Source organism: Acidimicrobiales bacterium (assembly GCA_041394265.1).
Classification (GTDB): Bacteria; Actinomycetota; Acidimicrobiia; order Acidimicrobiales; family SZUA-35; genus JBBQUN01.
In genome coordinates, this window is record JAWKIO010000005.1 from 3,690,321 (window position 1) to 3,704,106 (window position 13,786).

Annotated in this window: 7 protein-coding genes; all 7 read left to right on the top strand. The window is 66.9% G+C overall.

Going from position 1 to position 13,786, the window contains the following annotated elements:
- The first annotated feature begins 66 nt into the window (after positions 1–66).
- The 7 genes from R2733_17975 (at position 67) to R2733_18005 (ending at position 13,776) form a co-directional block, all read left to right on the top strand.
- On the top strand, positions 67–648 hold the full coding sequence (locus R2733_17975) for a hypothetical protein (GenBank protein MEZ5378396.1): 582 nt from the start codon (positions 67–69) through the stop codon (positions 646–648).
- Entirely contained in the window at positions 645–3,620 is a 2,976-nt protein-coding gene (locus R2733_17980) for a signal peptidase I (protein MEZ5378397.1), read from the top strand. The genes R2733_17975 and R2733_17980 overlap by 4 nt, the downstream gene beginning before the upstream one ends.
- Complete coding sequence (locus tag R2733_17985) at positions 3,620–4,219, top strand: hypothetical protein (GenBank protein ID MEZ5378398.1); 600 nt, start codon at positions 3,620–3,622, stop codon at positions 4,217–4,219. Before R2733_17980 ends, R2733_17985 begins: the two co-directional genes overlap by 1 nt.
- Positions 4,216–4,824, top strand: coding sequence for a TasA family protein (locus tag R2733_17990; protein ID MEZ5378399.1), 609 nt, complete (start codon positions 4,216–4,218; stop codon positions 4,822–4,824). Before R2733_17985 ends, R2733_17990 begins: the two co-directional genes overlap by 4 nt.
- Positions 4,821–8,327, top strand: coding sequence for a DUF2341 domain-containing protein (locus tag R2733_17995; GenBank protein MEZ5378400.1), 3,507 nt, complete (start codon positions 4,821–4,823; stop codon positions 8,325–8,327). The genes R2733_17990 and R2733_17995 overlap by 4 nt, the downstream gene beginning before the upstream one ends.
- Positions 8,328–8,423: 96 nt before the next feature.
- Entirely contained in the window at positions 8,424–9,074 is a 651-nt protein-coding gene (locus R2733_18000; GenBank protein ID MEZ5378401.1) for a TasA family protein, read from the top strand.
- A gap of 55 nt (positions 9,075–9,129) precedes the next feature.
- Positions 9,130–13,776: an FG-GAP-like repeat-containing protein gene (locus tag R2733_18005; protein ID MEZ5378402.1), complete on the top strand. Its 4,647-nt coding sequence runs from the start codon at positions 9,130–9,132 to the stop codon at positions 13,774–13,776.
- Positions 13,777–13,786 lie beyond the last annotated feature (10 nt).

Genomic DNA, 13,786 nt, shown 5'->3' on the forward strand with positions numbered 1-13,786 from the left:
CGGGCAGAGACCCCAGCCCACGCACTTCAAACTAAGTATCACCCTCGAGATGTCGATGCTGAGAGGGTGGACCGTCGTCCGTCAAGTCGTCCGCTCGCCGCCATTGCTGCACCCATCGTGGTCGTGGCGGCGGGTGTCCTCGCGTGGTCCGTCGGGACCACGGCGAGCGGTCGCGTCTCGGCATCCACCGACAACCGTTCGAGCTTGTTCACCAGTGCTGTGGTTGATCTCGAGGTGGCCACCGGACAGGCCACGCAACTGCTCTTCGACGTCGACGGTCTCTACCCCGGCCGGGTCGAGACTTCGTGTGTCGAGGTGACCTACACCGGGTCACTCGACGCCGACGTGCGACTCCATGGTCGGGCGACCGGAGGGACCGGGCTCGACGACTATCTCGCGACGACGATCGAACTCGGCCGCATGGCGACTGGCGACTGTGAGAGCTTCGTCGCCGACGAGGCGCTCTTCGATGAACGCCTGAGCGGACTGACGGCCCGCCACGGCTCGTACGAACAGGGCATCCGCCTCGCAGCGGCCATGACCCCGGGCGAGCAGCTGGCGCTACGCGCGTCGGTCTCGGTGCTCGACGACGATGCGGCCCAGGGCTTGGGCAGTGAATTCTGGGTCATCGTGGAAGCCCGTCCATGAAGCCAGGGAGAACCACGGCCACCGTCGAACGCCTGCTCCAGCCGAGCGCCCTGTTGCTGGTGTGGGTGTATCTCTACTTGCTCGCGTTGCTCGCCGGGTGGGTGCTGCTGGCGTCGCTGGCAACGGGCTACCAGCCGGTCGTGGTCACCACCGGATCAATGCGGCCTGCCGTCGAGCCGGGAGATGTGCTGCTGATCGCCGACCCGCCTGCGGACCAGATGCTGCCGCAACGGGCGGTGATCCTGTTCGAGCGGGACAGCGGCGAGCTGGTGACCCATCGGGTCTACGCAGTCGAGAATGACGAGTACGTCACCAAGGGCGACGCGAATCCATCGGTCGACCTGGAACGGGTGCGCCCCGACCAAACCCTCGGCGTCGGACGAATCGTCGTCCCGCTCGTCGGGCTACCGATCGTTTGGTACCAGACCCAGAACTACGTCGCGCTTGGAGCGTGGATCATCGTCACCCTGGCCGCGTTCGTCGTCTCGATCCGTAGTGCGATCGCGGTCCTGCGTTCGCCTCGAGACCGGAGCGCCGAAGCGCAGGGCCAACCGCTCGCCCAGCGCGCCATCCGGCGGGTTCGAATCCTCGTGGGCGCCATGATCATCAGCCAGTACGTGATCGAACCCTCGAGGTTCGACATCGCGGGTGAAGCCATTCCCCGAGGGTTCGTCTTCGGTGCCTCGCTGCTCGGTCTCGGCGCGCTGACGTTGATCTCCTTCCGCGTCGACCGTTCTGGTACGCCGCAACAGGCCGAACGGTTCGCGATCATCGAACTCGTCGGGGACACCGTGTTCGTGATCGTCCTCACCGCCGCAGCGGGCACCAACGGCATCGGCTGGGTGTTGTTCGCCCTACCCATCGTGGAAGCTGCTGCTCGCTATCGCGTGTCCGGTGCCCTCCTACACTGGATGGGTCTCACGGCGGCCACGTTGGCGACACAGATCGCCCTGATCGAGCGAACCGATGCCGGTGATGGCCTGCTGATCGACAAGCTCGACCAGGTACTGGATCAACTCAGCGTGCTCCTCCTGGTCGTCATCCCCGGCGCGTACCTGGCCGAGCAGTTGATCGGTGACGTCGGGAATCAGCGACGAGCCACCGAGATCGCCCAGTCCCGCAACGCGATGCTCGAAGGCGTGGTCGAAGTGGGCCACGAGATCAACCGGCTCGGCTCCGACGTCTTCGAAGTGATGGTGGCGGCGGCGACCGAATTGGGGTTCGACGCTGCGGACATCTGTGTCGCCGTCGATGACGGGGCATGGCATGTCGTCGCGGGCTCGGCGACCGCCGACACGGTGGTGCTCCCGACGCCGGGAGATCCGGCGAGTACGTTGCGTGTGACCGATCTGTCGACACCCAACGTCATCGTCGACAGCGATGATGATGACGCCACCGAGGTCGGCGCCCTCGCGACGTCCGGCTTCGGCGCCATCGTGCGAACCACGGTCAGCGAGCAGCCGGTGGCCGTTGCCCTGCGGGCGGCGGTGCTGCCCCATCGCTCGATCACCTCGGCCATGCTCGACGCGCTGCGGCTACTGGCCGGGCAAGCGACGGTGGCGCTGCAGAACGACCGCCTGGTCGGTGAGCTGCAGACCCTCCACAACGAACTCCACCATCAAGCGAACCACGATGTGCTCACGGGGCTCCCCAACCGGGCGCAGTTCCTGCAACGGACCGCCGACGCCCTCGACACCGTGGCGGCGGAGGGATCGACCGTCGTGCTGTTCTCCGACCTCAATGGCTTCAAGCCGGTCAACGATCAGTATGGCCACGATGTCGGCGACGAGTTGCTGCGAGTGATCGCTCGGCGCCTGTCCAACGCCGTGGGCGAGCGTGGGCTGGTCGCACGGCTCGGCGGTGACGAGTTCACCGTGCTGCTCGAAGCGTCGAATGCCGACGACGCGTGCGCCCTCGCCGCACGGCTGGTGCAGGTCGTCTCACAGCCGATCCGGCTCGGTCATCGTGAGCTATCGGTCGGCACCAGCATCGGCATCGCCATCAGCGAGCGCGAGCTCCGCGCCGCCGAGTTGCTTCGCCGAGCGGACGTTGCCATGTACGGGGCGAAGTCCGACGACCGAGCGGCCTGGAAGGTCTACGACCCGGCGATGGAAGAAGCTGATCGTCGCCAGCAGTGGATGGTGGGGGAGCTCGGTCGTGCCATTGCCGGCGACGGGCTCACCCTTGACTACCAGCTGGTGGTGTCCAGTCGGACTGGTGCTCCGATCGGCGTCGAGGCGCTCCTTCGCTGGCGGCATCGGGACCTCGGACCGATTCCAAGTCCGGAGATCATCTTGCTGGCCGAAGCCGGCAACCTCACCGACGCGCTCCATCGCTGGATCATGCGGCGGGCCTGTCTCGACGCCGTTGGCTGGCGCCAGATCATGGGCGACGGATTCTTCGTTGCCGTCAATGCGTCACCGGCCGAGCTGGAGTCACCTGAGTTCGTCGATCACGTCCGCGACGCGCTGGTCGAGACTGCGCTGCCCGCCGATGCGCTCTTCGTCGAGCTCTCCGAGCGATTCGCCATCCCCGACACGGCGCCGGCGGCACATCCCGCCTTCCAAGGCCTCCACGATCTGGGTGTGCGCCTCCTGCTCGACGACTTCGGTGAGGGAAGGACATCGCTCGCCTACCTGCGTGGGCTCCCGATCAGCGGCTTGAAGCTCGACCGACTCTTGGTCGACAACGCCGTGAAGAGCGACGCCGACCGGATCATTCTCGAATCGATCACCCAGCTGGCGCACGCGCTGTCACTGGTCGTGATCGCCGAGGGAATCGAGGCTGACGCCCATCTCGGCGCCGCACATGCGGCAGGGTGCGACTACCTGCAGGGCTACCACATCTCTCGCCCCTGTTCGGCGGACGTCGTCACCGAGCTGCTCGAGCGCGGCCTTCCGCGCCGCACCAGCGATCGGCGGGGGAGTGCGCTTCCGTCGAGTGTGGCCGACCCACTGGGGGTGAGCTCCTGATGGCACGTCCACTCGACCAGATGGCGAGCGATGCTCCGAGCAGCACTCAGGATCGACGCGCTGCTCGGGCCACTGCCCGCGCCTTCGCATCGGCCATCTCTGCCCTCCTTGTCTCGACACTGGTCATCCAACGCTCGAGCGAGGCACTCGAACCTGACGGCACCGTGTCGGGCACGACCGTTGCGTCGGGAACGGTGAGCTTGGTCGATGACGACGGCGGGCGTTCACTGTTCGACCTCGCCAACATGGCTCCCGGCGAGCAGAGCGTGCAGTGCATCGTGCTGACCTACGACGGCAGCCTGCTGCCCGCCGATGTGACGGTCGAGGCCGAGGCGACCGGCGACCTCGCGCCGTACCTCGACGTCGTGGTCGAACGGGGAACCGGAGGGTCCTTCGACGACTGCACGACGTTCGACGCCGACACGACGGTGTTCGACGGCACGCTCGCACAGCTGGTCCGCGCCGAGCCCATCGCTGCCGGGCAAGCCCTGAACCAGGGTGATGCCTTCACGTTCCGGTTCCGGTTCGCGCTTCAGGACGTCCAGGCTGCGCTCGGTCGTTCGTCGACGCTCGACATCGTGTGGGAGGCGGCGCCATGACCGCGTCGGTCGAGCAGCAAGCTCCAGCGGAGAAGAAGCGAGTCGTCGCCTTGGTCGTCGTGATGGTCGGCATCGTTGCGCTGCTGTCGACACCGATCCTCGTTGTCGCCGTCGGCCGCTCGTCGAGCGCTGCGTTCGGCGACAACGAGCAGCTGGGTGTGAACCGAGTCGGCGCCGCGACCCTCGACATCGAACTCGGCAAGGAAACCGCCGTCATGGAGATCAGCGACCTCGCCCCCGGGGGACAAGTCCTCGGTGAGCTCGATGTGCTCAATGCCGGCACGTTGCCGCTGCGCTACGAATTGACTGCTGAGCACGACGGCGATCTCCTCGCCGACGCGTTGCGCTGGGACGTGTGGGTGGCCGAGGTCTGCTCGAGCAGCCTTCGAGCGACTGGCGTCGATGTGCTGGCGGCCGATGTGGCGATCGATGAGCTCGATCTCGGCTTCCGGTCACTCGGGGTCGCAACGAGCGAGCGGATCTGCCTTCGCTCGACGCTTCCGGCCACGACGGGCAACACCCACCAAGGTCGGGTCCTCGACCTGACCTTCGTTGCGTCGGCGGAGCACGATCTCGCAGCTGAGCAGGAGGGGGCGACGCCGTGAGCGATCAGCCGCTCCGCCAGCGACGCTACGGTCGCCTGCTCGCCTTTGGCTCGTTGACCTCGGTCATCGCCATGATGGCCATGGTCGGCTTCATGCTGATCGACGGGTACCGCCCGGTGGTGATCACCACTGGCAGTATGGGCGACACCGCTCCGCCATCGTCGATCATCGTCGCCGCGCCACGACCTGCCGAGAACGTACAGCTGGGCGACATCCTCGTGATGCAGCGAGATGGCCGGGCCACCGTCACTCACCGAGTCGTGGCGATCGAACCGGGCGCCAACGACCAACGGCTGGCCATCACCAAGGGCGACGCGAATCCGGTTGTCGATGCCGAGCCCTACCGCCTCGTTGGGGATCCGCTCGTCGGACGTTGGATCATGCCCACCGGCGGCGGTCTGCTGCTCCGCCTCGGTGACCCCTTCACCGCACTGGCAGTGGTCTTGGGTGCGGTGTCGCTCGTGACCTTCGTCGCCCTCCGGTGGATCTGGTGGGCGCCGCCACCACAGGCCGGCGCCTCAGAAGAGAGCGATGATGCCGGTGCCGCCACCGCTACCGGTCGGCGCCCTGCCAGGGTCGCGGTGTCGTTGGCGACGTTCCTCGGCGTCTTCTTCGGCGGGGTCGCCTGGTCACTCTTCGATGCCAACGACGGTGTGGCCAACAACCAGTTCGGAACGGCGGCCTGTTTCGATGCGACGGTGGCCGGCATCCAGTCGGGGGTCGCGACGAATGCGGCCGAGGGCGTGCAACAGATCACCGTCGGCGCCGTCGATCCGACTCGGTCGATCCTCCTCACCTCGGCGCGAGGAGCGGCGGCCGAACCGGCCGATGCCATGGTCGTCGCAACGTTGGCCGACGCCACGACCATCGAGCTGACGCGTCGGACCGACGCCGTGGCCCCTCCGGCGCTCGATGTCGCCTGGACGCTCGTGGAATTCCAGTGTGGCGTGACGGTGCAGCGGGGGACCACGCTCGGCAATGACGCCGCCTTCCTCGACATTGCGGTGAGTCCGGTAGACACCGACGACTCGTTCGTCCTCACGACGTCATCGACCGATCGGGCTGACAGCGCCCATGACGGTGACGACGACCACCTCGCCGTGCTGGCCGGAGCGAGCACGCTACGCCTGCGCGCGGCATCGGGAGGCACGCTGCCGAGTGACCACCTCTACGGCTGGCAACTGCTCAGCTACTCCGATGGCGGCGACGTCTCGGTGCAGACCGACATGGCGACCCTGTCGGCATCCGACAACCTCACGGTCAACTTGGCGACCCCAGTCGATCCGGCCACGACACTGATCATCGCTCACGCCGCAAGCGCCGGCACCGGTGCGCCGATCGGCGATCGCCAGGTCCGGGCCCATCTCTCTTCTCCCTCGACCGTGCAGCTCACGCGCCTGGCGAGCGGTGGACCGCTCGAGGTGACCCTGCAGATCGTGACCTTCACCGACGGCACCCTGGTGCAGCACGGCATCGTCAACCTGGCCAACGGTCAGCCCAGCGCAGATGTGGCGCTCAACCCGGTCGATCCGAGCCGGGCCACGGCGATGTCGACGGTGGATGCCCCCGGTTCGCTGAGCGGTGGTGCAACCGACTCCGGTGACCCAACCGCGCTCGGGTCGTCGTCGGCGACGTTCGCCTTGAGCGATCCGGCGACGCTACGGGTCGAGCGAACCGACGCCGGCGCCAATGCGAGTTTCGGCTGGCAGGTGATCGAGTGGGGCGGGCCGAGCTGGTGGGACACCGACTACCCCTTCCGCCAGCGGATCGACGTGACGACGACGTCGAGTGCTTCACCCGACGGCTACTCGGTGCCGGTCACCATCGACCACGCCAACATGGTGACCTCCGGGCTGTCGCTGGCGTCGGGCGATGACCTCCGGCTCCTTCGATGGGACGGCGCCTCGTGGGTGGAACTCGATCGAGTGCTCGACGACGCGAGCGGCTGGGACAACGCAGCGACCACCATGTGGTTCCGCACGACGGCCTCGATCGATGTGCTGTCGTCGGACTCGTACTGGTTGTACTACGGCAACCCGGCGCCGCCGGCACCCATGGCCGATCCCGATCTCGTCTGGTTGCTCGACGAGGACTTCGAAAGCGGCACGCTCGGCGCCTTCGAGGATCGAACGGGCGGCACGGGTTGGTATACGGCTGATGCGTGGACCGAACGGATTCCGCTGACCGTGTCGAGCGCCGAGGTGGACCAGGACCTGTTCGACTTCCCGGTACTGGTTCGCCTCGTCGACGCGGCGCTGGGGGCAGGAGCCCAAGCCGACGGTGACGACATTCGGTTCGCTTTGGGCGATGGCACGCCGCTCGACCACGAGATCGAGGACTGGGATTCGGCCTCGGGATCGCTGATCGCATGGGTGCGGTTGCCGACGGTGTCGTCGACCACCGACACCAGCTTCCACCTGTACTACGGGGCGGCCAACGCCGCTGACCAGCAGCGGCCAACTGCGGTGTGGGGCGACGCCGAAGCCGTGTGGCACCTCGACCGTGATCCGGCCGGCAGTGCTCCGCAGCTCGATGACCTCTCGGCCCATCGGCGTGACGGGCTCAGCAGCGGGTCGATGACCTCGACCGATCTCGTCTCTGGTGTGGCCGGGAAGGCGATCGACTTCGACGGCATCGATGATGTCCTTCAGGCCCAGCCGTTCGCCGTGGCGAGCGATGTGCTCACCCTGTCGGCCTGGGTCGACTTCGACAGCAACGCCGCCGACTCCGTCATCGTGGCGCAGGCTGGCTCGAGCGCGAGTCGGCGCTACGAGCTGGGCACGGCGGCCGGTGGTGCCCTCCGGTTCCGCCTCGACCTCGACGGGGCGACGACCGAGCTCGTCGGAGGCTCGGTGCCCGTCGGAGGGTGGCACCACGTGGCGGCGACCTGGAACGGTGCCACGATGTCGGTCCTCATCGACGGCTCGGTCGTGGCAAGCGGGCCGGCGACGGGCGCCCTCGGAAACTCCGCCACCATGCCCGTCACAGTGGGCAACGTCCCCGGCAATGATCGGGGTGTCGACGGTCGCATCGACGAGGTGAGAGTCGAATCGGACTTCCGTCCCCTCCCTTGGCTGCTCGCCGCGTACCGGAACCAGCGACCCGGCTCGACCTTCGTGTCGGTCGGCGCCCACGAGACGGGCACGTGGTTTGCGCAGGGCACGTGGGCCTACCGATCGCCGATCGGTGTCGAGATCGATCCAGGGGCCAGTGCGCTCACCGACTTCCCGCTGCTCGTCGAGTTCACGTCGCCCGACCTCGTCGGTGCCACGCAACTCGACGGCGACGACGTGGTCTTCACCGATCGTGACGGCATCACCCGTCTCGATCACCAACTGGAGTCGTTCGACAGCGGGGCCGGTTCGGTCACCGCCTGGGTCCGAGTGCCCAGCCTCGATCTCGACTCACAGCTGTTCGTCTACTACGGCAACCCGAGCGCCGCCGATCAAAGCGATGCCGAGAACGTCTTTGGCGACGGCGCCGACCTGGTGCTCCACGACTGAGCCATTCGGCTTCACGGACGACACGTCGATCTACCCACGCGCTTCATATCGGGCCGAAAACAACCGATACAGAAGTTGAAGGAGGAGGCCTCGCCCGTGACCACCATCCACGCTCCGTCAGCTGACGACAAGCAACAGTACGAGTCGCCACCCGACCGCCGCCCTCGGGGCGGACTCGCCGTTCGACTACTCGCCAGTATCGCCGTGCTCGCCGTTGCCCTCGGCGTGGTCACCGTGGCATCGCTGGCGCTCTTCACCGACACCGACTCGGTCCCCAACAACACGTTCTCGACCGGAACCGTCAACATCGACGCCACGCCCGACGCCACCGTGTTCACGGCGCCGAGCATGAATCCCGGTGACGAGGTCGTCGCCCCGATCACCGTGGCCAACACCGGGTCGATGCAGCTCCGGTACGCCGTGACCTCCGAGACCAGCGAGGACGTGCTGGCCAGCGAGCTGGTGCTGACAATTCGTGACAACGTGACCGACTGCAGCGTCGCCAACTGGGACGCCACGGGCACCCAGGTCTACCAAGGCATTCTCGGCGATTCGACCACGTCCGGAGGCCTGCCAGTGCTGGGCAGCGCTGCGGCCGGTGCCGACGCCGGCGATCGCGTGCTCAACGGTGGCTTGAACGAGGCGCTGTGTTTCCACGTTCAACTGCCGCTGACTGCGACGGCCCAGGGGGCAACCACCACGGCGATCTTCAACTTCCTCGCCGAACAGACCGCCAACAACCCCTAGCCCCAGCCGAGTCGCCCTGACACCGGCCGGCTCGGGTCGCCGACCCAGGACTCGCATGGACCTCCGATCCCTCTCCCGCACGACGAGGACCGCAACGCTGGTTGCGGTCCTCGTCGCGCTGGCGTTGGGCACGGTGAGGCTCAACGGCGATCGGGACGCAGTGCACGTTCTCGGTATTGCGGCACCGTCGCAGAACCTCGTGATGGTGACGCCGACCGGCGACTTCACGTCGGGTGACGATTCGGCAAAGAGGACGTTCTTCGAGTCGCTGGGCTGGACCGTGAGTGCCATCGACGACAGCGCCGGCGCTGCGGCGTTCACGGCCGCAGCAAGCGCCAATGACGTGATGTTCGTCTCCGACACCATTAACGACGTTGCCCATGAAGCCAAGGTCCGCGACGCCGACATCGGCGTGGTGGCCGAGAAATTCGGTTCAAAGGGCATCTACCTGTTCGGGACCCCGAACGAGGACTTCACGAACCAGACGACGATGACCGTTGTCGACAACACCCACTTCATCACCGAGCCCTTTGCGACCGGCAGTCTGACGATCTACAGCGCCGCCGACGACGTCAACTACTGGCTCGGAACGATCACCGCACTGCCGAGCGGGGTGCAGGTCCTTGCCGATTCGCCGACCAATACCGAGCACCAGGCGCTCTACGTCGCCGAGACCGGCGCAACGTTGTACTCGGCGAACGTGGCCCCGAACCGCCGCGTCTTCATCCCCAGCGACGCTGCCCTGTATTCGGTCTGGACTGCCGACTACCAGACCATCATCGAACGATCACTCCTGTGGGCCGCTGGTGCGGACACCTGTGCCGACGACAGCGATGGCGACGGGCTGGGCGACTGTTGGGAGGCACAGTTCGGCGACACCGATGGTGACACGACACCGAACGAACTCGACGCCGACGACGACGGCGACGGCATCCCGACGGCGTCGGAGAACGCCGACCCGAACAGCGATGGTGATCCTCGTGATGCCCTTGACTCCGATCGTGACGGACAACCCGACTATCTCGACCTCCCAGCAAGTCCCGCGTCGCTGGCCCTGAGCAGCCAGCAGAAGGTGTCAGAGATCCAAGGGGGGCTTGGAGCGGTGTTGGATCCCGGCGATCGCTTCGGCCGCGGCCTGGCTGCGATCGGCGATCTCGATGGTGACGGGGTGGTCGACCTCCTCGCTGGCGTGGAAACCGACGATGACGGCGGTACCGATCGTGGCGCAGCCTACGTCTTGTTCATGAACGGCGACGGAACCGTCCGCGCACAACAGAAGATCAGCAGCACCGCGGGTGGCTTCGGATCAGGCCTCGACAACGGAGACCTCTTCGGTGTCAATGTCGGCAGCCTCGGCGACGTGGACGGAGACGGTGTCCCCGACGTCGCCGTTGGCGCGATCTGGGATGACGACGGTGGTGCAGACCGCGGCGCCGTCTACGTCCTGTTCCTGAACCGCGACGGCACGGTGAAGCGCAAGCAGAAGATCTCGGACACTCAGGGGGGTCTCAACGAGAACCTCGCAGATGCGGATCGCTTCGGATTGGGGGTCTCGGGTCTGGGTGATGTCGATGGCGATGGCATCCCCGACATGGCAGTCGGCCTCTTCACCGACGACGACGGCGCCGTCGACGCCGGAGCGGTGCTGGTCTTGTTCCTCGACGTCGACGGCACCGTTAGGTCGGAGCAGAAGATCTCCGATACCCAGGGGCTGCTCTCGAGCAATCTGACGGCCGGAGACGAGTTTGGCTTCTCGGTCGGCGGCCCAGGCGACATCGACGGCGACGGGACGGCAGACCTCGTGGTCGGAGCCGTCTGGGATGATGACGGTGGCTCTGACCGAGGTGCTGTCTACGTGCTCTTTCTGAATGGCGACGGCACGGTGAAGTCGGAGCAGAAGATCTCCGACACCCAGGGAGGGTTGACGGGCACGCTGGACGACAGTGACTGGTTCGGATACGGCGTCGCAGGGCTTGGCGATGTCGACGGCGACAGCGTTCCGGATATCGCCGTCGGCGCTGGACGCGACGACGATGGTGGCACCGACCGCGGTGCCATCTACCTTCTGCTTCTCAACAGCAGCGGAACGGTGAAGGCCGAGCAGAAGCTGAGTTCGACCGCCGGCGGCTTCACGGGTCCGCTCGACGATGGCGACGAGTTCGGGGCGGCAATGTCGGGACTGGGCGACCTCGACGAGGACGGCACGATCGGCATCGCAGTGAGTGCGGTGGCCGATGATGACGGCGGCCTCGACCAGGGCTCGTTCTACATCCTCGATCTGACATCGGCTCCGATGGGGACGGCGACGGTGAACTCGACAGGCGACGCCGCCGACGCAACGCCCGGCGACGGGTTGTGCGACACGGGCGGAGTCAACAACGAGGGCGCAGACGAGTGCACCCTCCGTGCGGCCATCACCGAGGCCAACGCTTCGGGCACGATCGACACCGTCCATTTCTCGATTCCCGCCTCCGATGCCGGCCACGCCGCCGGCGTGTGGACGATCACGCCAGCCACCGAGTTGCCCGACCTGTACACGACCATGACGATCGACGGCACGACTCAGCCGGGGGCGACGCCGGGCGGTGCAAGCTTTCCGGCGAACGTCGACAGCTCGCTCGCGATCCAGATCTCGGGATCGGCGCTTCTCGGGGCGGACGACGACGGCCTGTCGATCGTCACCGGCGCCGACGGAACGGAGATCCGGGGCCTTTCCTTCACCGACTTCACCGGATCCAGCAGCGAAGCGATCGTGATCTGGGCGTCGTCGAACAACCTGCTGGCCGGAAACCACTTCGGCGTCGACGCCACCGGTCTCGTCGCTGCCGCCAACCGGCTGCACCTCTATGTCGGCTCGACCTCCACCGGCAACCGGATCGGCGGCACGGCCGCGGCCGATCGCAACCTGTTCTCTGCGAGTACCAGCGCCGCCATCATGCTGGATGGCGACGGGGTGATCGGCACGATCGTGCAAGGCAACGACTTCGGGCTCCTCGGCGACGGCAGCGCCGGTTCCACCGGCTGGTACGCCATCGCCGCCAACGGCACCTCGACCGGAGCGATCGGTGGGACCGCTGCCGGTGCCGGAAACCGATTCGCAAACGGTCTTGGCGGCGTCGCGACGTTTGGCGACTCCACCTTCACGTCGCTCGGCAACTCGTTCTGGACCAACACGATCACCGGCATCGACCTCGCGGGGAACGGTCCGACGGCCAACGACGCCGAGGACGTCGACACAGGCCCCAACGACCTGCTCAACTTCCCGGTGCCGACCGGTCCGAATGCCGGCGCCACGACCCTCGAGGTCGCGCTCGACGTGCCCGCCGGTGACTACCGGATCGAGGTGTTCACCAACCCGACGAGCGGCGCGCATTCCTCCGGCTACGGCGAGGGCGAGACCCTTGTCCACGCCGAGACCGTGACCGCCACTGGTGCTGCCGGCGGCGAGGCCTTCACCCTCACTGGCCTCCCGGCGTGGTCGGCCACCGACGTTGTCACGGCCACCGCCACCCGCGATCTCGGCGCCGGCAACTACGGAGCGACGTCGGAGTTCTCCTACGCCGTCAGCGCCGTGTCAACGTCGTGTGCCGCCGATTCCGACGGTGACGGCCTGTGGGATTGCGAGGAGGACGCGAACGCCGACCTCGACGATGACCCGGCGACGACTCCCGGTCCGGACACCGATGGTGATACGACGCCGAACTACCTGGATGCCGATGACGACGGTGACGGAATCCCGACGGCGTCGGAGAACGCCGACCCGAATGGTGACGGCGATCCCCGCGATGCGCTTGACGCCGATTGTGACGGCCAGCCCGACTGGCTCGACGTCGAAGCGGGCGCCACGACGGTGACCGTCTCGACCGAGGTGAAGATCACCGAGGCGCTCGGTGGTTTCGCCGGCGCACTGGACGCCGGTGACTTCTTCGGCACGGGCGCAACGCCGATCGGCGACATCGATGGTGATGGCGTGACCGATGTCGCGATCGGTGCCAACGGCGACGATGACGGCGGCACCGGCCGAGGTGCGGTGTACGTGCTGCTCCTCAACGCCGATGGCACGGTCAAGAGCCAGCAGAAGATCAGCTCGACGCAAGGTGGCCTGACCGGTCCGCTCGATGACAACGACGAGTTCGGCTACGCCGTCGCCGGCCTGGGCGACATCGACGGTGACGGTGTCGGCGATCTGGCGGTGGCGGCGAAGCTCGACGACGACGGGAGTGCGGACCGAGGAGCGGTCTACGTTCTGTTCCTCGACAGCAGCGGCACCGTCAAGGCCGAACAGAAGATCTCCGACACGACCGGCGGATTGGTGGCTACCCCCAGCGGCTGGGCGACCGCCGTGGCCGGGCTCGGCGACATTGATGGTGATGGGATCAACGACCTCGCCGTCGGCGCCGCTTTCGATGACGACGGTGGCGCTGATCGTGGCGCGGTCTACGTACTGCGATTGAACGCTGATGGAACAGTCAAGGCCGAGCAGAAGATCTCCCAGTCTGCCGGCGGCGGTCCAGGTCTCGACAACACCGACAACTTCGGGATCGGCCTGGCCACCATCGGTGATCTCGACGGCGATGGCAGCCCGGAACTCGCCATTGGTGCCTGGGGCGATGACGACGCAGGAGCGGACGCGGGCGCGGTGTACATTGCCTTCCTCGATGCGGCGGGATCTGCCACGAGCATCCAGAAGCTGACCGATTGAGTCGGCGGCT

Excerpts from the sequence above, each read along its gene's own strand:
- R2733_17980 (MEZ5378397.1), top strand. The coding sequence starts at position 645 with ATGAAGCCAGGGAGAACCACGGCCACCGTCGAACGCCTGCTCCAGCCG.
- R2733_17985 (MEZ5378398.1), top strand. The coding sequence starts at position 3,620 with ATGGCACGTCCACTCGACCAGATGGCGAGCGATGCTCCGAGCAGCACT.
- R2733_17990 (MEZ5378399.1), top strand. The coding sequence starts at position 4,216 with ATGACCGCGTCGGTCGAGCAGCAAGCTCCAGCGGAGAAGAAGCGAGTC.
- R2733_18005 (MEZ5378402.1), top strand. The coding sequence starts at position 9,130 with ATGGACCTCCGATCCCTCTCCCGCACGACGAGGACCGCAACGCTGGTT.